The following is an 18,859-nucleotide window of genomic DNA, read 5'->3' as shown; positions in this document are numbered from 1 at the left end:
AGTAAACAATGGCTAATGAAGAATCTTAATCTTACTTTCGTGTACCAGTAGCTGTACAATAGTCAATGATGGAGGTCCCTTTAGTTTCTACATCAAAGGTTAAGGTCAATTCTGAGCCATTTAAGGCACCAATTCCTTGTAGGATAAAATTACCCGATTCCTGTTCAGCAATAGTGATACGCGTATTGCTTAATGTGGCATTCACCGTAATCCCTGCCCCATAGAAATTCTCAATAATTACCTGATCATTGCCCTGTGAAGAACGCCTGATATTGATTTCATAGGTGCGGCTACTGCCTTGGGTAATACTATTTTCTGTTAGATCGTAGCGGCCAGTAAAGTCATTGCGCGATACATCATCCTTTTTACAGGAAGAGTTAATCAACAGCACAATTAGAGTAAGCAGATTGAAATATCTTATTTGTTTCAAAGTAAATGATAAAGATTGCATCGTAAACAGAGTTGAAAGAAGAATGTATTCTTCAGCTTTTATTGATTGTACGTGCATTCAATGTTTTTGTTTGAAGAGTAAACCATATATACACACAAATGTATATTTAAAAATTTGATGAATCTGTTATCTATTTAATCATTAGTGGTTTAATTCCCCGAGGCTCTGCCTCGGAAACAAGGGTTCGGAGCTCTGTCCCGGGGTTCATACCATTGATTCAGGCCCTCCCAATATATTAGACACATTAGAAGTAAAGCCAAAGGGGGAAATGGATTTACTTCTAATTGCCTTTCATAATACGGCTCAAAAGCAATAACAAATATTTGTACATCTATTTTTCTGCTTAAACATTTATCTAGTCGATTACCTTGCAGGTATGCTTCCCTTAGTAGGCACGATCTGCTGGAAGAATCTGACTAAGCCCTCAAGTTGCCAAAGTGCCATGCACCGACTCTCTTTCCTGTTTAAGTTGATGGCTCTTGCCAACACACTTATCCCTTCAGAATGACCACTTGCTAACTACTAAGTGCCAATTGTGAAACAGTATTATCATGCTACGGCTTGCCTAACTACCTTCACTAAACAAATTCTAAAAGCCTTGACGAGAAGCGCGCCTCGGTAGGGCTTGGCTGAAGTTCAACCTACACCCATCCATTAAAAGAAGTAGACAATCCATACCTGGATTTCCATCCAAGGGAACCGCTAACGATCCTATATCAAAGCAAAAAAATCCAATGGGCTTCGTTTGAATTCTACTCATTTGCCTTTAGTTCAATCATCTTACTCATTTTCAAATAATTAAACATTTTATCTTATGGAACAAATAACCATCTCAGACAGCACACAACTTGTCGATCCTAAATTGCGTGCAATTGTAAAGCATGTCATGCTAAAATTGGAACTAGCTATTGAGAAAGTAGCCGCCAATCATCAAGATCCTACCAAGTATCCACTTGCAGCCGATCCTACTTCGTTTGAACAAATCATAGCAGCCCGCTTTCGAATACTTTCCGAGGAGAAGAAACAGATTGCCATGATAAAAATTATGAGACGGATTAAGGCATCTAAAGAAAAACGGGTAGCCCATTATGGAGATTTATCCGAAGTGGATCTAACAAAGGCAGAATCTATAGAGTCTCAGGCTAAGGCCATTCTTTTCCCACAACATCTTAAATTTTCCGCAGATCACCTCAAGGGCCTTACTAAAGTACATGGTGATGTCTTACTACCAACCTCTACTATTCTTGGTGGAGAAGCAAAAAGTAATGGAGAAGCAAAAATTAGTAATTTAGCTGCTACAGCACCCACCGACAATTTAGAATTCAGGATTCATACAGTTGTCTGTAGAGACAGAACCAGTGATGGAATTGCCGGGTTAGAAGCGAGTGATGAAATGAGACTTGGCGGAGCTTCAGCAGACGAAAACGGGGACACCAAAACAGTGAAGGACTTTTCAGTACAAACTTTTACCAGTGATGGTCAACAAAAAAACTATTCACCCCCTCTGCGCTTCACCTATTTTAATCTCAATGAAGGGACTGCTTTTCCAAAGACTTATTGGGTAACGCCAGTATTAGCCGAGCAGGACAAGGGAGACTTTTGGGAATATTTATATAATCTTACTAAAAGTGTTGAGAAGGAAATAACCGCTGCTTTGGCTGCAGCCGTGGGAATAGCCATTGGATCGAGTGGCGGACCAGTGGGAGCTATTATAGGGGCTGTGGTTGGCGCTGCTGTAGGTGCCGCTTTTACTCTGTTTAAAAACATAGTAGGCGATGAGATTTTTGGAGGACCTGCTCTTTCCTGTAGCATTCCCTCCCTTACTGCTCGCTGGAGTGGAAATACCTACAGTCCACAACATGTAGTGACTTATAATGGCTATGGCGGACAGTATCAGATGACCTATTCTTGGAACATGTATGCTTAGAGTATTTAATAGGTAATTGACAGCCTTATAGTATAATGTGCTTCTACCGAATTTAACTTTGATTAAATAGGTGTCATTAATTGTAAACTTCAAAATGGGCTGCAAAATATTGCGAGCCCATTTTCAATAGTATAAAATTAGTTTGAGCAGAGCGAGAGGTAGTAAAACCTGGAGTTAGCAAAAAAATGGACACTAAGTTAAGCGTGATTGTAGGATAGCCATATTAGGACTGACCTGGGCTTGTCCGGATATAGATTGACAAAAAATCAGTCATGTTAGAAGTCAAGAGGAGAGAAGAATAGTTACATACCTTAATTTCCCCCTTTTTTCATCACATACACTATCAAGAAAAGGTTGTTACATCGGCTGTATACTAGTTACATTTACTTCTCCTTTCTTGATACTGGACAAATGTGCAAAAGTAGAAAATATAGTCTTCAAAAGTTTTTATTGGAAATGTATTTACCCTTGCCCTACAATGCTTTCACTTACATAATCTGATTTTTGTTCAACTATTCTATTTAGAAGGTGCTTTCGACTACCTGTAGTAGAACAGCCAATGTAAACCCCTTTTATTATTGATTTTTATAATTTATTTAGAGACATCCCTAAAAATCTGTGGAACACTACCATATTGCGGTAAAACACCATTCCATTTCTGAATAAACTGCTGCTGGACTACTAATGGAGTAAGAGAAGCCTGTCTTTTCTCATTGGCATATGCTTCTGCATCGGCTTGTATACGTAGTGCTTCTGCATCGCCTCTTGCTTTGGCAACGTTAATTTGTGCTTGTGCTTGCTCTTTTTTGACCTCATTTTCTACTTGCATGGCTTTTTGTATGGCCATATTCTTTGCATTGATGGCATCACGTAAGCTTTGAGGAGGCGTAAGGGAGGAGGTTAACTGCTGGAGAATAAATCCTTCCGGCTCTAACTGCTTTGAAAGCAATTCTTTTACTTTGGCCTCAAATCTATCTCTGTTGCTCATCAGCGAATCTGCTGTATAATTATTGGTAGCGATCCGGTACGCTTCCAGGGTAGCTGTTTTTATGAATGCTTCTTCTAGTTCGGGTAATTGCTTGCGATACTGTTTAAAAATAGAAGGTACTTTCTCAGCCTTTACATAATAGTTGATGGATGGAGCAACAGTAAATTCAGAAGCGTCCCTGGAATTTACTACAAATGGCTGGTACTCTTTATGCTGAGTATAAGTAGGAAATTCAAAAATAGATTCTGTGAAAGGATTATAAAATACAGTACCTGTTACCTGTACTACCTCATCTACACCTTTATCATCACCAAACTGCTTTACCTTTACACCCACATGTCCTGCATCTATTCTTTCAAATCCACAAGAAGAAAGATAACCACAGACTATTACTGATAAGAAAGCACTATAAAGTTTTTTCATTGTTGAGGTTAATTAAATATTTATACTATTAATGCCATTCAACTCAGAAAGTAACTTAGTGGAATGACATTACTTATTTTGCTATTTTAATCAGAGGTAGAGAGAAGAGAAACGTTTGCTTTCCCATCAAGGATTTTAAAGTTTATAGTATCAATAATGAATGATTATCAATTACCCTCGCTTGTCAACCTATTGGAGAGGAGATAGTATTTTCTGTGCAGTATAAGAAGGTGTTTGGAAATAAGTTAAGGTATTTTTGATAAAATGATATTGATAAAAGCTAATTCTATAAAACAGACAGCAGAAGCAGGAGTTCTTTCATAATCTTTAGCTAATCTTCGATAATGATTCAGCCAGGCATGGAGCCGATGCACACTCGTAGCAGGTCCAGATCTTTCCACTTGCCACCTTCCCTTTTGAGGAATAAATCCTTGCTTGGAAGGAGGCTTTTGTGAGATGTCTACTTTCCACCCATAATAATAAGCATAAGAGACAAACTCACCTTTATAAGCTGCATCGGCACAGATCAAACTTAGCCGTCTACAGCTTTTGAGTTGTGGTAATAATTCAAAGCCTGCTACGGCATCAGACTCATTAGCAGCTCCTACATAAACAGCCCAGGGAAGTCCTAAGTTATCAACCGCCAAATGCCGTTTCCTACCATCTATTTTCTTATTACCATCTACACCTACCTGCTCAGAAAAGCAACCACACTGTTTAACACTTTGGCTATCAATAGCCACTCTGGAAGGCTCTGCTTGTCGTCCCTGTCTTTCTCGTTCCTTTTTCACTAACATCGCCCGCACTTGTTGCCAGACCCCATTATCTTGCCACTTATAAAAATAATAAGCTACCGTTTGCCATACAGGATAATGGGTCTGAGACAAATTCCGCCACTGACTTCCGGTTCTGGTCAGCCACAGGCAGGCATCCACTACACGCTTTAAACAAACTTTTCTCTTTCGTCCATCATCTACTATGTTTTTAATAACTTGCCATTGACTATCAGTCAGATTTTCATGTAATTCATACATGGAGTAACTTTTTGTTTCGCAAACTCAAGTTACCGGCTGATAGTCTTTTTCCAAAATCCTAAAAAACCTCTCTTCTATTTCCAAACACCTTCTAATGGATTAGAATTAAGTGCGGAATAGCAAAAGCAGTTATTTTCCCTCTTCAAGCGATTACATTCCCATGTACAAGGCTCTGGGTAGGCCTCTACCTGGTCAAAAAATGCTTCATCAAGCTGGATAGAGAACCCAAGTGGAAAGCACCTTTGGAAAAGGATGTATTTTTCGGGTTTACCTACCAAAAGTATCCAGGTGAGGATATAGGGAGCCAAATGCAAACCTAACCCCCTTTTTTAACGCCTTATGGTGTCATACCCCATTTTTCGGTCAGGCAGTAAGAAGAAAAACCATCACAATTGGGAGTAATTCAAAATGTGAGGTTAATTTAACCACCCTTTCTTGAAACTACTCAATAGGAAGGAGGTATCTCTGCTTGAATCCATTGATGCCATATATAATAATTCTCCCTTTGACCTTCTATTTACTTATAAAAGTAGCCTGCAAAAGGTAAATCATTCAACTTTATAAGGAGGAAGCCTAATTTTTGCAGGCTACCAATCAGGCCAGGTTCACATACTGGATACTTGCACCCCTTGGATAATAATGGTACCTTTCCTTCAAATGTACCTTCCATGCCGGGCACAAACTAAATTCGACCCTCCTGCCTCCTTTGATCACCATACTATACTCGGCCGGATGAGTGTGAACCTTTAGTACAGAAGCATAAAGGGAAGAAATAATGATGAATAAGTCTATATTTAAGGATGTATTTGATACTTACAAAGCATTTGACAATTTAACTGTTGCAAACAGTGGTGCTTTTCAGGATCAATTTCCCACCAGTGTCTGGCAAATACTCAATCATTTAATTGCCTGGCAAGCTTATCAAATAGGCTGTTTGCAAGGTGCTATTCCAGAAAAGCACCTTAGTGAAGTAGATACTTGGGTTAGCGAAATAGTCCCACCCAGTGAAGCCATCTTACAAGAAGGGGTGGAGAAGTTTAAAAAGCAATTGCAGGACATAGAAAGGGTAGTAGATTTGCTATCAGCTTCAGATGAAGATGTAACAGATAAGTTAAAAATCATTCAAGAACTAGCCATGCATCTTTCTTTTCACTTAGGTGAAGTAGTGCTGATGAGAAGAATGCAAGGGAGTTATCCGATGCCTCATCAAATGAAAGCGTTTTTACAATCATAAAAGCTATGACCGATTCACTAGCGTATATGGCTGAGCAGGATTGGAAAAGGATTAGAAATCAGCCAATTTATTCTCCCCTTATAATTAACTCCCGATTGTAAATTCAAATCTGCTCTCTTGTTTACTTTCAGCTTTTAAAGGGTAAGTCAGCTTTGACCTTTTCAGCATTAAAACTTGAACTTTTCAACAAACTACGCCTGGCAAGGCCAATGCATCTTTGTACTATAAATTTTATAGATATGAAAAAGACAGTTTTTGTTACAGGCGCTTCGGCAGGAATTGGCAAAGCAACCGCAATTTATTTAGCACAAAACGGCTACCAGATGTATGGGGCTGCACGCAGATCGGAAAAAATGCAAGACCTGAAAGCCTACGGCATCCAACCCATTGCCTTGGAAATTACAAAAGAAGAAAGTGTGAAGGAGGCTAAAAACCAAATTTTCAAACAGGCAGGAAGCATTGAAATTTTAGTTAACAAGGCAGGCTTTGGTTTGGAAGGTTCCATTGAAGACATACCTATGGAAGAGGCATGTTATCAACTCGAAGTAAATGTATGTGGTGCCATGCGTTTAGCACAACTGGTACTGCCCAAAATGCGGGAAAATACATACGTTAAGATTGTTAACATTTCCTCTGTTGGGGGTAAAATTGCTTTTCCACTAAGGGGTGGTATCATGCCAGCAAGTTTGCCCTGGAGGCCTTGAGCGATAGTATGCGAAATGAAGTCAGGGAATTCGGTATCGATGTGATCGTTGGGAGCTACTCAATCCGAATGGGGCAATGTTGCAACCGATATTCTCCTGAAAGTATCGGGACATACCGCTTATAAAGAACTGGCCACTAAAACACACCATGTATTTACCCGTCTATCTAAGGATGTTGTGGAGCCAATCGTGATAGCTAACCTTGTCAGGAAAGGAATAGAAGCAAAAAGCCTAAAAACAAGATATACCACTTCACAAATGGCCTCTTCACTTTTGTTATTTTTGAGAAGGATTCTATCCGACAAGCAAATCGATAAATTGATCATGAGTCAAATAAACGCATAAGTGAACCTGCTACATTGAAGTGGACATTAAGTTAAGCGAAAAATTGTAACCTAATCGTATGCCCCAAGGAAGAAGAAAATTTGATAAAGAGTTTAAGCTCATGACCGTAGAGTTAAGCAAGAGCCGTACAGATTATGGCCAGCTAGCCAGAGAATTAGATATAAGTCCGGATTTAATTTATCGCTGGCGTAAAGAATATCTGGACAAGAAAGAAGGCGGTTTTCCTGGTCATGGCAAGCCCAAACTTACCGCACAAGAAGCAGAAATAGCCTTACTTAAAAAGCAATTACGGGTAGCAGAACTTGAACGCGATATGGAGCCGATGCTCACAACGTAGGCAGGTCCAAAAAAGGCCGTAAGCATCTTCTCCAGGAACGATGGGAAATCTTCCGCTTCATAAAGGACCATAAAATCTTATTTCCCATTGAGATGATGTGCAATGTACTGAAAGTGAGCAAAAGCGAATTCTATGCCTATCTTAAAAACAAACCTTCTATGCGAGATATTGAAAATGAGCAATTTAGTAAAAAGATCACAGAGATATATGTAGATAGTAAGTGTACATATGGCAGCCCTAGGATCAGGTAGCAATTAAAAATTAATTCTTTTTCTGTATCAAGACCAAGAGTGGCTCGTCTAATGAAAAAAGCTCACTTGCGAACAAAACAGACAAGAAGATTTAAAGTGACAACAGATTCAATACATAACTACATGGTAAGTGATAACCTGTTAGATCGCAACTTCTCAGCCGCAGCTACAGGATAGGCCTGGGTATCAGATATCACCTATATAAAAACTATGACAGGCAGGCTTTATTTGACTATAATAATGGACCTGGCAGATAGAAAGGTTGTAGGCTGGGCCTTAAGCACTACAATGCAAACAAGGGTTACTACAGTAGCAGCCTTGCATATGGCCTTGAAAAATAGGCCTGTTGTACACCCATTAATCTTTCACTCAGACCGTGGCGTACAGTATGGTTCTGAAGAATTTAGAGGTCAGCTAAAGCTAGTTCCTGTTATCAGTCAAAGCATGAGTCGAAAAGGTACTGTTGGGATACGCAGTAGCAGAAAGTTTCTTTAAAACTTTAAAGACAGAGTGTGTTTACAGTTCAAGTTTTGCTAATCAGCAAGAAGCCAGAGTGGTTATCTTTGAATATCTGGAAGTGTTTTACAATCGAAAAAGGCTACATTCTGCTTTAGGATACAGGAGCACTGCTCAAATGGAAAAATTATTAAATCAACATCAAAACACAGCTTAATTTATTGTCCACTATTTTGTTGCAAGTCCAGGGAATAATTTTTAACATAAACATATGTTCTAAAACATAATCATAGCTTTTCATTTAATTACAAATTTACTATCATTAAGCGCTTAACTTATCATCCACTTTTTCGAGAAAAGTCCAGTAAGTTTTTTTGTTTAAAGGGATCAGGTGTTGAAAAGGCAATATACCGGACTACTCGCTTTTGTGATATCTGCGCTATAAAGGTTAAATAATTGCCTAATAAGTTTACCCAAGAAATGATTGAAGAAAAAAGCAAACCAATCCTAAACGCATATTATATGAACGTATCCCTGACTATATTGATGGTATTTCTCCTTCTACTTGCTGCACCAGTTAAAGGCCAACATCATTCCACGAAAGAAAGCACTAAGGAGGAGCCTTTGAGTTTCTCCCCAGTACTCTCACAAATGCTCAGTGACCCCCAGCTGAAAGAGTTCAAAGTTGAATCCTCCATCCTGACACTAGCGCCAGGGGCAACAGATACCATTGCGCATCGCCATGATTGTGAAATATTCGGCTATATATTAGAAGGGGAGGTATTGATTGGGCTAGACAAAAAAGAGCCCGTCGCCTTTGGAGAAGGAAAAATGTTCTATGAGAAACGCAACGTGTTACACTCGCTGACTAAAAATACCAATGCATCTAAGGCTGCTAAGGTGCTACTTGTATTTATTATTAAAAATGGGAGAAATAGTTACATTAAGGAATCTTCAAAGTAGTGTTACCCCAAAGGGAAATTAAATAAACTCTCAATTTGCGTCACTGATATTATTGTTTTACTATAGTTAATTCTATGGCTTCTGCTTCCTACATTTGTATTACTTGTGGAACTCAATTTAGCCCCTCTCTGACTCCACCAAACTCTTGTCCTATTTGTGAAGATGAACGTCAATATCTGCCGGTAGGCGGACAGCAATGGACAAGCCTGCAAAAACTAAGAAATAGCCATAAGAATTGCTTTCTCAAAAAGGAGGAAGACCTATATGGCATAGGAACTGTACCTGAATTTGGCATCGGACAAAGGGCTTTACTAGTGCGTACCCCTTCAGGGAATCTGCTTTGGGATTGTATCAGTTTGCTAGATGAGGCAACTCTAGATATTATTGCAGGTTTGGGTGGACTAGCAGCCATCGCTATTTCACATCCCCATTACTACACAACCATGGTAGAATGGAGTCAGGCTTTTGGTAATATTCCTATTTATTTACATGAAGATGATCGTTCCTATGTCATGCGTGCGGATAAGTGTATTGAGTATTGGCAAGGAGAAACTTTACAAATACTGACAGAACTCACCTTGATACGCTGTGGTGGACACTTTCAGGGAGGGGTTGTTTTGCATTGGCCTGCTGGTGCTGCCGGGAAAGGGGTATTATTGACAGGGGATATCATCCAGGTAGTTGCCGATCGTAAGCATGTCAGCTTTATGTATAGTTATCCTAATCTGATTCCTTTGTCTGCTTCTAAGGTAAAGAAGATTGTTAGTGCCGTTGAGCCTTTTACCTATGATCGTATCTATGGTGCCTGGTGGAGGCGCAGCACCATAGAAAAAAATGCTAAAACTGCTCTACAAAGGTCAGCAGAGCGTTATTTACAGTACATTAAAGATTAAAACTATCACTCTCTTACTTGCCATTAAGTTTTACTTATGAGTACAGAGGATGTTTATCTGGGGTAAAATAAGTCCATGTCTAATTTGTAGATCAGACAAAGTAGGGGTAGATTTAGCTTATGGACGAGATCTTGGAAATACCTGTAGATTATAAAGGGGAACACTTATGTTTTAAGGCTAAAATATTATCATATAGCTACAGTTATAAAATCGTAGTAGATGTTTCCGGAAGGCAGATGATGTATGAAGCAGATGAAGAAGGGAAATATAGAGCTGTAGCAGAATTAGAGGCTTTACAAAAAGGAGAAAAAATAGATATTGGCTTGCTTGAAGCTATTGCTCTCGTCCTGGATGATCAAGTTATGAAATGAATGCAGTTAAGTTAATTCCCCTTTCAGTTAACTCTAATCTTCAGATTTAGCTTATCTAATAGTGCGTAGCTTACCATCCGGTTAAAAGTACCAGGGCCAAAGCGTGGTAAAACAGCAAAAAGAAACATTCTTATTTTTAGCCTGTATTAGTTCTGAAGGATATGAACAAAATTGGTAACAACTTTCATAAGTTGCTTACCTTAATCTCCTTTCTAGCGTGGTAATCTAGTAAATTCCTAAAAGGAAGAAGCCGGCACAAGGATACAAAGAAAATAAATCTATCTTCCAAAATCTGCAAGCCTATGTGTGCCTACTATCTTGTAAGTGTATAATCTTTGTGAAGAATACAATTGAATTGCAGCTCATCTTTATAATTTCTTTATACTCCCATTAACTTCTTTATAATTTCTTTATAATCTTATCAGCATCTTTGTAAGACAAATAAATCAACATAGGTGGCTAATTTGTTTATAACTGAGTTGAGTAAAAAAAGGCAATACCTGATCAGTTTTTTGCTTGTTTGCTTTGTAGGGGGGCTGAGCTTTACTTTATCGGACCTGATTGGGTATCGGGTAGTGGCTTTGCTACTGATGATGAGCGTTTCTTTACTTGCCATGTTCTTCGATATTACGGCTGTCCTGCTTGCTGCCCTGCTAAGTGCTTTTATCTGGGACTTTTTTTTCATTCCTCCCAGATTTACTTTTTCAATCGGTCAGACAGAAGATAGGCTCATGCTCTTAATGTACTTTGTCATTTCCTTATTAAATGCTGTTTTAACTTTTAAGATCAGGCAAGTACAAAAACAGGCAAGATTAAAAGAGGAAAAAGAAAAAAGCCTGCAATTATACGATACACTCATTACTTCTCTTTCCCATCAACTAAAAACTCCTATTGCCACCATTATTGGTGCCTCTGACAACCTCCTGTCAAGGGAGGTTAATATTTCTGACAATAATAAAGAGTTGTTAGTAGAGGAAATATCTCTGGCTGCTTTACGGCTTAATCAACAGGTAAGCAACTTACTGAGTATTTCAAGAATCCAATCAGGATTTGTAAGGCCGCACAAAGATTGGTGTGATATCCATGAACTTGTTTACAACATGCTCAAAAAGATAGACATTGGGCTCTCATCATTCGATCAAGGTTTCGATACCTGCTACGCTTCCTTTATTCAAGATAGATTATGCCATGATGGAACATGTACTGTTGAATTTAGTTGAGAATGCCGTTAAATATACTCCGGTTAACTCCCAAATCACTATTGAAGCAAGCTGCCAGGATGATCTGTTATTGCTTGTGGTCAGTGATACTGGCAATGGATTTCCCCTTTCTACCATTGATAAGGTGTTTGATAAATTTTACAGACTGGAAGGAACCACCAGTAGTGGGACAGGCTTAGGCCTTTCTATCGTCAAAGGTTTTGTGGAAGCACATGATGGGAAAGTGGGTTTAACAAATAAGCAGGAGGGAGGAGCGAAATTTACTATTGAAATACCTGCAGAGACTTCTTACTTAAATGCCTTGAAGAATGAGTAAGCCACAGATCTTAGTAATTGATGATGAAGGACAAATAAGGAAGTTGCTTGAAATTACCTTGGAATCGAGTGGATATACGGTAATGGAAGCAGCCACAGGTAAAGCAGGCTTAATCGCCGCTGCTACTCATCCACCTGACCTGATCTTATTAGACTTAGGCTTACCCGATGAAAGTGGCCATCAGGTACTTGTTAAATTAAGAGAATGGTATTCCAAAGCTATTATTCTTTCAGTTCAAGATGGGGAGAAAAATATCATACAGGCCCTAGATAATGGAGCAAATGATTACTTGACTAAGCCTTTCAGAACAGGAGAGCTATTGGCAAGAATACGCTCCTCTCTAAGAACTTCTTCCTCCATTGAATTTACTCCTCTTCTTGAGGTAAATGGGTTAAGCATTGATTTTATTGCAAGAAATGTAAAAAAGAACCAACAGCTGGTAAAGCTTACGGCGACCGAGTATACCCTGCTTGCCTTATTTGCCAAAAATGAAGGCAAAGTACTCACCCATCACTATTTATTAAAAGAAGTATGGGGACCTGGTTATATACATGAAACCCAATACTTAAGGGTATTTATTGCGCAACTGCGAAAGAAAATTGAAGATAATCCTAATCAACCCACCTATATATTAACAGAATCAGGAGTCGGATACCGCTTCCTTGCAAAAGAGTAATTACACCACATACTATTTAATCATATGAACCCGGATCACACGCATTCGAACAGGATAACTGTTGCCTCACTTTTAGTCACTTTGGGAATCATCTATGGAGACATTGGCACAAGCCCGCTATACGTGCTGAAAGCGATTGTAGGGGAGAAAACTATTGAAGAAAGCTTAGTGTTTGGAGGCATTTCCTGCATTTTCTGGACACTGGTATTTCAAACAAGCTTTAAATATATTGTCCTCACCCTGCAGGCAGATAATCATGGAGAAGGAGGAATATTTTCATTATATGCCTTAGTAAGAAGATATGGTAAGAAACTAGTAATCCCCACTATATTAGGAGCAACTACCTTGCTTGCTGATGGTATTATTACCCCACCCATTTCCGTAGCTTCTGCAGTGGAAGGTTTACAAATACTTATCCCCGATTTGCCTACTGTACCGATCGTTATTGTTATTCTTTCGTTGCTTTTTTTCTTCCAACGATTTGGCACTCAAAAAGTGGGCAGTGCCTTTGGCCCAATCATGGTGATCTGGTTTACTATGTTATTTACCTTAGGTATTTCACAGATCATCCAATTCCCAACTGTACTCAACGCATTAAATCCCTATTATGGGTATCAACTACTTACGCAGTATCCGCATGGGTTCTGGTTATTAGGGGCTGTTTTCCTATGCACAACCGGTGCAGAAGCCTTGTATTCCGACCTGGGGCATTGCGGCCGCAAGAATATCCGCGTTTCCTGGATTTTTGTAAAACTATGCCTGGTAGTCAATTATTTAGGACAGGGTGCATGGTTGATCAGGCAGGATTCTTCACTTTTAGAAGGCAGAAACCCGTTTTATGAGATGATGCCCCCTGGTTTTTACTGCCAGGAATAGTGATTGCAACGGCTGCCACCATTATCGCTTCTCAAGCCCTGATCAGCGGTTCGTTTACCCTGATCAGTGAAGCCATGAGTTTGAATTTCTGGCCAAGAGTCACTACTAGGCAGCCAACGGAACTTAAAGGGCAGATTTATATCCCTAGTGTAAACACCATTCTATGGATAGGCTGTATCGGGATGATTCTCTATTTTGAGACTTCGACACATATGTGGATATTCCGGTGATGTTGACCCCCTTTGGCGATACTGACACACCAAAAAGGAAGTGGTTCAAAGAACCCGATGGTCTGACAATGTTAGTGTTTTTTTCTTAAACTTTCACCTTTCAACTCTATTCGGTAAGAGGTATGCAGCAGCCGGTCGAGGATGGCATCGGCAATAGTTGCTTCCCCAATTACTTCATACCAGCTGCTGACCGGTAGTTGAGAAGCAATAATGGTAGAGGCACGGGCATGGCGGTCTTCGATCATCTCCATCAGGTCTAATCGCTGTCCTGCTTCTAAAGGGGTTAAGCCAAAGTCATCCAAAATCAGTAAGCGGGTTTTGGATAGCTTCTCAAAGAACTTGATTAAGCTGCCATCTACCCGGGCCATCTTTGTTTTCAGCAGCAGTTTAGCTACATTAAAATAAGCTACTGAATATCCCTGTGCACAGGCCTGGTGTCCTAAAGCAGAAGCTAAAAAACTTTTGCCTGCTCCAGTAGCACCGCTAATCAGGATGGACTCCCCTTTGATTAAGTACTCTCCTGTGGCCAGCCCGTTGAGCAGGGATTTATCTAAGCCACGTGCGCTACCCGGCTGCAATTCTTCTATAGAAGCCTGGTAGCGGAAAAAAGCATTGCGCTGCAAGCGGCGGAACTTTCGTTCCTTTCGCTCATTTTCTTCTGCCTGCAGCAGTAGTTCGAGTCCCTCGCTCAAGGAGAGTTCATGGCATTTTCTTGTCTCTAGCAGTGCCTGCCAGCTGCGACTCATTCCGTGGAGTTGCAACTGACTGAGTTGGGATTGGATTTGCATCATCTGTTTTGTTAGTTAGGAGTAGATTAGTTGAGGGTGGATAAAAATTGGGTATAATACTCTTTGCCCCGGATGTTAGTATGTTCCGGCAAGGACCGTTCTATAATCTGCTCCTGGTCATGCACCATGTTGTTTTCCAGTAGGTTGCGCATAAAGCGGTAGGTGTAATTGCCATGTTCAATAGCAATCAAACATGCTTTGCGGAAGCTATCTGCATCACTTCTGCTTGCCAGGCGCAACAAGCCATCACAGGTGCGGTATAGCTGCTCAGGATAGCGTTTCTGCTGGAAGAGTCCTTCCAAAAGCTTGTAGAACTCTTCTGATTTACTTTGGGCTTTTTTCAGGTAGTATTCCGGGCTACGTTCCAGGTAGTGCCGATGGTGGGAACACAGGTGTTCTTTGATAGTGGTATAGCTGCCCATGCGGTAATCTCTCACATGCAAAGCTATTTGCTCGCCTTTGCTGTAGATATGCACCATCGAGCGGGTGTAGATCACTTTTACCTGCAAGCCAATGTAAGTGTAGGGTACACTGTAGTAATGTTTATCCTGAGCCAGGTAGATGTGGTTGTTCTGGGCCACTTTCAACTCCCGGTAATACTTGAGTTCAAAACTATAGTCTGGCAGTGGCCCAAGTAGGTGTTTTTCATCGGCTAAGAATTTTTCTTGTCTGCAGTAGGGCTTCTTTTGCATCCTGGTTTGATTATGTTCACGGATTTTCTCCTTGATGGCTTTATTGAGGGAGGAAAGATCAAAGAACTGTTGATGGCGCAGTTTAGCATAGACCCTGTTATAGATCAGCTTTACCCCGTTTTCTACCAAGGCCTTGTCCTGTGGTTTACGCACTCTGGCCGGAATCACCACTGCCCCATAATGATTAGCAAAATCTTCCATGGCACGATTAACATCCGGTTCATAGGGACTGGCTTTCACAATGGCAGACTTTAAGTTATCCGGTACCAGCACCTTTGGCACACCACCGATCTCTTCTAAACAGCACCGGAGGGCATACAGGAAGTCTTCTATATTTTGACTGGGAACAGCCATGGCAAAGCTGTAGTCAGAATAAGGCAGACAAGCCGCAAACACTTGACAATAGATCACTTCGCCGGTGTCTTTGTCAATGTAGGAAAGCTTTTTTCCGGCAAAATCGATAAATAGTTTTTCAGCCGCTTTGTGAGTTAGGACCATGGTAGGTTTACGGGCCAATAACTGCTGAGAGAGGTGGAAACAGAACTGGGAGTAGCCGTAGCCTTGGGCATACTCTTTTTTATACTCTTCCCACAGCAATCTTCTGTTGACACCTACCTGCTTGAGTTCTGAGGCAAAGTAGTCGAGCTTTTCTTTGAAGTGGTCAAAGCGGGTGTCTTTGTAGGCAGGATTACCGGCATGGTATTTTGCTTCCAGCAGCGGATCGGCTAGGGACAGCAGTTGCTCCACGCTTAATGGCAGCAGGGCTGTTTTGGCAAGATACGCCTTGACCGTATTCTTGCTCAGGGAAAGACTGCGGGCAATGAACTTAATGCCTTTACCTTGCTGATGCAGCAGCAGTAGTTGTTTGATCTGACTCATAGGTTTTGGTTTTCCAGCCATCGGTGCTCTGTTTGGTAAGTGATCACCAAAGAACCAAATCCTGTAGTCTTTTACGAGCAGAAGGGGGTCAGCATCGTCCGGAATCTTTCCTGCAAGGGCTGGTAGAGTCCGGAATTAGTAGCTATAGCTGCTCAAAAGTGGGGTCAATATCTGCCGGAATGACATAATCTGCAGCTTTTTAGCTACTTACTTGCCGGAATCCGGGGCTTCAAAAGGGGTCAGCATGCTCCGGATTCTCCACATATGGAAGCAGCCTATGGATTTTCCATAACGATAGCCATGATGATGACTACTGTTCTGTTGAGTTATTTTTTACGCTACAAAAAGAAATGGAACCTCTACCTGGTGATGGGAATATTGCTGCTTTTTGGCCTTATAGAATCCTCCTTTTTCGTTACGAATGTAGTCAAGATTAAAGAGCGGTGGATGTTTCTGTTCTTTGAGTTACTGATTTTTTTAGTGATGTATGTGTGGTACAATGCCCGTAAAATAAACAACCGGTTTGTAAAGTTTGTAGAGATAGGAAAATATACAGCCTTGCTGGGTGAATTGAGCCGGGATGAGGGGGTTCCTAAATTCGCTACCCATCTGATCTACCTTTCTAAAGCCAATCAACGCGTGCACATTGAAGAGAAAATTATCAAATCGATCTTCTCTAAAAAACCAAAAAGGGCAGAGGTATATTGGTTTTTGCATATCAACCGCACAGATAGCCCCTACAGCTTAAGTTATCAGGTACTTGAATTAGTAGATGATCAAGTCATTAAAGTATCTATTAATATTGGCTTTCGTTTACAGGCAAGAAGCGAATTGTATTTTAAAAAGATTGTGCAGGAATTAGTAGCCAATAAAGAACTTAATTTACATCTGCGTCCGGATGGAGCAAGTAAGTATAATTCCGAACCTGATTTTAAGTTTATTGTGATCGAAAAATTTCTCTCGGTAGAAAATGAGTTTTCATTTTGGGAAGGGCTGCTATTGAATGGGTATTTTTTGCTTAAAAAAATAGGCCAACGGGATGAAAAAGCGTTTGGCTTAGATAAAAGTGATGTAGAAGTGGAGCAAGTGCCTTTGGTGTATCAGCCTGCTGAGCAAATTACTTTACAGAGGATTGGGCAATAGATTAACTTGTTTTAATTAAGTTGTAGAATGGCATTTTTTCGCTTTGAATCGCTTTATTCTATCTGTTATTTGCCTTATAAGTAATTAAACACAATTAAGTATAATATTTTCATCTACTTCAAGTTTTTTAAAATCAAGTTTAAAGTAAGTACCCAATCCTGAAAAGATGGTATAAAGTGCCTCCTTAAGCGCTTCTACAGACAGATAGTCTTCGGCTTTGAGCCAATGATATTTCACCTGCTTCCAAAATCGTTCGATCCTGTTAAGATGAGGACTATACTTAGGCAGCAAAAAGATGTATAATCCTTTCTGTTCCCATTCTTCTTTTTTGACTTCCCATAGGCCACATGTATGCCAGGAGGCGTTGTCTAAGACTATGACAGTAAACTTGGAAATAGATGTTGAGAAGGCCTCTACACATTCAATGATAAAGTCAGCGTTTAGACTCCCACTTTTCTGATAAGTAAGCAACTCATTATTTGTACTTAACAAGCCAAATACATTTATCCTTGTACTTCTTTGGGATAAAATAGGGGCGTATTCGCCTTTTTTGATCCATCCATAAGGTACACAAGGGGTAAGGCAAAACCCTGATTCGTCTCCAAAATATAAATCTATACTGCCTGTCTGTGCCAAATAAAGCAAAGCATGTAATCGCTTGACTTTCTGCTCATATGCTTCTTTGTTTTGCAATGGCTTTATCCATTTACGGAAACGTTTCCATCGGTAGTCAATTTTTTTAAAAACCGCTTCAAGGTCATCTCACTCATAGCCGTGCCTAATTTAGCTTCTATCTCTCGCTTAGCTAATTTAAGTTGTTGTTTTTCTTTCTCTATGCTATTTTCCACTACTTCAACATGGGTAGCATTACTGGTAGTAAGGATGGGTTTTCTGCCTTTCCCTTTTTGGTTCTTTAACCCTACCACACCTGTTTTCTCAAAGCGATCAAACCACTTATAAATACTTAACTGACTTACTTGAAAAATGCTTGCTAACTTCTGTACTTGATAGCCTTGATTGGATAACAGTATACATTGGCAACGGTTACGTTCCTGATAACTTTTACTATCTTTATGAATCTTCTCTAAGTCTTGTTTTTGCTTGTCTGTAATCTTCTTGATATAACGCATAAGCAAAGATACAATTTGCCAAAATCTTATACTTAATTGTGTACTCTTACTTAGCCATTATTTAAGTATAAGTAAAGGCATGCACTATCTACATACAGAAGGAGGATGAAAACAGGATGCTTATTTATCATTTTATTTTTGGGTGTTTTCTTGCTTGGAATGGCTCAAACAGATGTAGACAGCATATCTGCCGGCGTATTAAAAAATCAGGCATTGCCCCAGGTAACAGTTGGTGGCTATATAGATATATATTTTGGATATGATTTTAGCAGACCTCCTTCCAAAGACCGGCCTTACTTTGTATCTTCAAATCGCCACAATGAGTTTAGCATAAATCTTGCTTTTGTTGATCTCAAATTCTCTTCAAAAAGAGCAAGAGCGACTTTCCGGCCAGCTATTGGCAGCAATATGGGAGCTAATTACAGTGCCGAACCTGCTATATTCAGAAATCTGTTTGAAGGGAATGTAGGCATAAAAGTAGTTACAAATAAAAATATATGGATAGATGCAGGCGTGTTTTGAGGTGTGTAGA

At 40.0% G+C, this 18,859-nt stretch carries 21 protein-coding genes and 1 pseudogene; 15 read left to right on the top strand and 7 right to left on the bottom strand.

Features of this window, described 5'->3' with window-relative positions; genetic code table 11:
• Positions 1-31: 31 nt before the first annotated feature.
• Positions 32-430 (bottom strand): hypothetical protein, encoded by a 399-nt coding sequence (locus GXP67_RS36430; RefSeq protein ID WP_162447677.1) that lies wholly within the window; start codon positions 428-430, stop codon positions 32-34.
• Between the two features lie 835 nt (positions 431-1,265).
• On the opposite strand from GXP67_RS36430, the gene GXP67_RS36425 reads away from it, so the two are divergent.
• Positions 1,266-2,378, top strand: a complete 1,113-nt coding sequence (locus GXP67_RS36425; protein WP_162447676.1) for a hypothetical protein — start codon at positions 1,266-1,268, stop codon at positions 2,376-2,378.
• Positions 2,379-2,970: 592 nt separating this feature from the next.
• Here GXP67_RS36425 and GXP67_RS36420 read toward each other — a convergent pair.
• On the bottom strand, positions 2,971-3,789 hold the full coding sequence (locus GXP67_RS36420; protein WP_162447675.1) for an SPFH domain-containing protein: 819 nt from the start codon (positions 3,787-3,789) through the stop codon (positions 2,971-2,973).
• Positions 3,790-4,034: 245 nt separating this feature from the next.
• Positions 4,035-4,823: an IS5 family transposase gene (locus GXP67_RS36415; RefSeq protein WP_162443328.1), complete on the bottom strand. Its 789-nt coding sequence runs from the start codon at positions 4,821-4,823 to the stop codon at positions 4,035-4,037.
• A 775-nt stretch (positions 4,824-5,598) separates the two neighbouring features.
• Here GXP67_RS36415 and GXP67_RS36410 point away from each other — a divergent pair.
• The 12 genes and pseudogenes from GXP67_RS36410 to GXP67_RS36365 form a co-directional block, all read left to right on the top strand.
• On the top strand, positions 5,599-6,057 hold the full coding sequence (locus GXP67_RS36410; protein ID WP_162447674.1) for a DinB family protein: 459 nt from the start codon (positions 5,599-5,601) through the stop codon (positions 6,055-6,057).
• A 239-nt stretch (positions 6,058-6,296) separates the two neighbouring features.
• Positions 6,297-6,761: an SDR family NAD(P)-dependent oxidoreductase gene (locus GXP67_RS37670; protein WP_232064821.1), complete on the top strand. Its 465-nt coding sequence runs from the start codon at positions 6,297-6,299 to the stop codon at positions 6,759-6,761.
• Between the two features lie 403 nt (positions 6,762-7,164).
• Entirely contained in the window at positions 7,165-7,443 is a 279-nt protein-coding gene (locus tag GXP67_RS38475) for a transposase (RefSeq protein WP_394351953.1), read from the top strand.
• Positions 7,444-7,904: 461 nt separating this feature from the next.
• Complete coding sequence (locus GXP67_RS38470; protein ID WP_394351952.1) at positions 7,905-8,189, top strand: DDE-type integrase/transposase/recombinase; 285 nt, start codon at positions 7,905-7,907, stop codon at positions 8,187-8,189.
• Positions 8,158-8,367 (top strand): IS3 family transposase, encoded by a 210-nt coding sequence (locus tag GXP67_RS38465; RefSeq protein ID WP_394351951.1) that lies wholly within the window; start codon positions 8,158-8,160, stop codon positions 8,365-8,367. The genes GXP67_RS38470 and GXP67_RS38465 overlap by 32 nt, the downstream gene beginning before the upstream one ends.
• Before the next feature lie 263 nt (positions 8,368-8,630).
• Complete coding sequence (locus tag GXP67_RS36395; RefSeq protein WP_162447673.1) at positions 8,631-9,113, top strand: cupin domain-containing protein; 483 nt, start codon at positions 8,631-8,633, stop codon at positions 9,111-9,113.
• Between the two features lie 74 nt (positions 9,114-9,187).
• Positions 9,188-10,006, top strand: a complete 819-nt coding sequence (locus tag GXP67_RS36390; protein ID WP_162447672.1) for an MBL fold metallo-hydrolase — start codon at positions 9,188-9,190, stop codon at positions 10,004-10,006.
• A gap of 119 nt (positions 10,007-10,125) precedes the next feature.
• On the top strand, positions 10,126-10,377 hold the full coding sequence (locus tag GXP67_RS36385) for a hypothetical protein (protein ID WP_162447671.1): 252 nt from the start codon (positions 10,126-10,128) through the stop codon (positions 10,375-10,377).
• A 479-nt stretch (positions 10,378-10,856) separates the two neighbouring features.
• Entirely contained in the window at positions 10,857-11,597 is a 741-nt protein-coding gene (locus GXP67_RS36380; protein WP_162447670.1) for a sensor histidine kinase, read from the top strand.
• Positions 11,566-11,913 carry a sensor histidine kinase gene (locus GXP67_RS36375; RefSeq protein WP_162447669.1) on the top strand — a complete coding sequence of 116 codons (348 nt, stop codon included), beginning with the start codon at positions 11,566-11,568 and terminating at the stop codon, positions 11,911-11,913. Before GXP67_RS36380 ends, GXP67_RS36375 begins: the two co-directional genes overlap by 32 nt.
• Positions 11,906-12,589: a response regulator gene (locus GXP67_RS36370; protein WP_162447668.1), complete on the top strand. Its 684-nt coding sequence runs from the start codon at positions 11,906-11,908 to the stop codon at positions 12,587-12,589. The genes GXP67_RS36375 and GXP67_RS36370 overlap by 8 nt, the downstream gene beginning before the upstream one ends.
• Before the next feature lie 24 nt (positions 12,590-12,613).
• Positions 12,614-13,680 (top strand): annotated as a pseudogene (locus GXP67_RS36365) (KUP/HAK/KT family potassium transporter); the annotation flags it as partial.
• A gap of 86 nt (positions 13,681-13,766) precedes the next feature.
• Here the strand turns inward: GXP67_RS36365 and istB are convergent.
• Both istB and istA read right to left on the bottom strand, forming a co-directional pair.
• The gene (istB, locus tag GXP67_RS36360) at positions 13,767-14,486 is read right to left on the bottom strand and encodes an IS21-like element helper ATPase IstB (protein ID WP_162442236.1); all 720 of its coding nucleotides are present in this window, start codon (positions 14,484-14,486) and stop codon (positions 13,767-13,769) included.
• A 23-nt stretch (positions 14,487-14,509) separates the two neighbouring features.
• Positions 14,510-16,075, bottom strand: coding sequence for an IS21 family transposase (gene istA, locus GXP67_RS36355; RefSeq protein WP_162442237.1), 1,566 nt, complete (start codon positions 16,073-16,075; stop codon positions 14,510-14,512).
• A 243-nt stretch (positions 16,076-16,318) separates the two neighbouring features.
• Between istA and GXP67_RS36350 the strand changes: the two genes are divergently transcribed.
• Positions 16,319-17,197 (top strand): KUP/HAK/KT family potassium transporter, encoded by an 879-nt coding sequence (locus tag GXP67_RS36350; RefSeq protein ID WP_162447667.1) that lies wholly within the window; start codon positions 16,319-16,321, stop codon positions 17,195-17,197.
• Between the two features lie 84 nt (positions 17,198-17,281).
• Here the strand turns inward: GXP67_RS36350 and GXP67_RS36345 are convergent, their stop codons facing one another.
• Together GXP67_RS36345 and GXP67_RS36340 are read right to left on the bottom strand one after the other, a co-directional pair.
• On the bottom strand, positions 17,282-17,890 hold the full coding sequence (locus tag GXP67_RS36345) for an IS630 family transposase (RefSeq protein ID WP_232064557.1): 609 nt from the start codon (positions 17,888-17,890) through the stop codon (positions 17,282-17,284).
• 5 nt (positions 17,891-17,895) lie between these two features.
• Positions 17,896-18,327 (bottom strand): helix-turn-helix domain-containing protein, encoded by a 432-nt coding sequence (locus GXP67_RS36340; protein WP_162441276.1) that lies wholly within the window; start codon positions 18,325-18,327, stop codon positions 17,896-17,898.
• Positions 18,328-18,432: 105 nt separating this feature from the next.
• Between GXP67_RS36340 and GXP67_RS36335 the strand changes: the two genes are divergently transcribed.
• The gene (locus GXP67_RS36335) at positions 18,433-18,849 is read left to right on the top strand and encodes an outer membrane beta-barrel protein (protein ID WP_162447666.1); all 417 of its coding nucleotides are present in this window, start codon (positions 18,433-18,435) and stop codon (positions 18,847-18,849) included.
• Positions 18,850-18,859 lie beyond the last annotated feature (10 nt).

The sequence above is a fragment of the Rhodocytophaga rosea genome (assembly GCF_010119975.1).
Lineage (GTDB): Bacteria > Bacteroidota > Bacteroidia > Cytophagales > 172606-1 > Rhodocytophaga > Rhodocytophaga rosea.
Note: the sequence above shows the minus strand (reverse complement) of the source record. Positions and strands in the feature narration are given on the sequence as shown.

Bases quoted from the DNA above. Each gene is read 5' to 3' on its own strand.
- GXP67_RS36335 (WP_162447666.1), top strand. From the start codon at position 18,433: ATGAAAACAGGATGCTTATTTATCATTTTATTTTTGGGTGTTTTCTTG.
- GXP67_RS36410 (WP_162447674.1), top strand. From the start codon at position 5,599: ATGATGAATAAGTCTATATTTAAGGATGTATTTGATACTTACAAAGCA.
- GXP67_RS36425 (WP_162447676.1), top strand. From the start codon at position 1,266: ATGGAACAAATAACCATCTCAGACAGCACACAACTTGTCGATCCTAAA.
- GXP67_RS36415 (WP_162443328.1), bottom strand. From the start codon at position 4,823: ATGTATGAATTACATGAAAATCTGACTGATAGTCAATGGCAAGTTATT.
- GXP67_RS36385 (WP_162447671.1), top strand. From the start codon at position 10,126: ATGGACGAGATCTTGGAAATACCTGTAGATTATAAAGGGGAACACTTA.
- istB (WP_162442236.1), bottom strand. From the start codon at position 14,486: ATGATGCAAATCCAATCCCAACTCAGTCAGTTGCAACTCCACGGAATG.
- GXP67_RS36375 (WP_162447669.1), top strand. From the start codon at position 11,566: ATGATGGAACATGTACTGTTGAATTTAGTTGAGAATGCCGTTAAATAT.
- GXP67_RS36420 (WP_162447675.1), bottom strand. From the start codon at position 3,789: ATGAAAAAACTTTATAGTGCTTTCTTATCAGTAATAGTCTGTGGTTAT.
- istA (WP_162442237.1), bottom strand. From the start codon at position 16,075: ATGGCTGGAAAACCAAAACCTATGAGTCAGATCAAACAACTACTGCTG.
- GXP67_RS38475 (WP_394351953.1), top strand. From the start codon at position 7,165: ATGCCCCAAGGAAGAAGAAAATTTGATAAAGAGTTTAAGCTCATGACC.
- GXP67_RS36390 (WP_162447672.1), top strand. From the start codon at position 9,188: ATGGCTTCTGCTTCCTACATTTGTATTACTTGTGGAACTCAATTTAGC.
- GXP67_RS36340 (WP_162441276.1), bottom strand. From the start codon at position 18,327: ATGCGTTATATCAAGAAGATTACAGACAAGCAAAAACAAGACTTAGAG.
- GXP67_RS36395 (WP_162447673.1), top strand. From the start codon at position 8,631: ATGATTGAAGAAAAAAGCAAACCAATCCTAAACGCATATTATATGAAC.
- GXP67_RS38470 (WP_394351952.1), top strand. From the start codon at position 7,905: ATGACAGGCAGGCTTTATTTGACTATAATAATGGACCTGGCAGATAGA.
- GXP67_RS36370 (WP_162447668.1), top strand. From the start codon at position 11,906: ATGAGTAAGCCACAGATCTTAGTAATTGATGATGAAGGACAAATAAGG.
- GXP67_RS36350 (WP_162447667.1), top strand. From the start codon at position 16,319: ATGGAAGCAGCCTATGGATTTTCCATAACGATAGCCATGATGATGACT.
- GXP67_RS37670 (WP_232064821.1), top strand. From the start codon at position 6,297: ATGAAAAAGACAGTTTTTGTTACAGGCGCTTCGGCAGGAATTGGCAAA.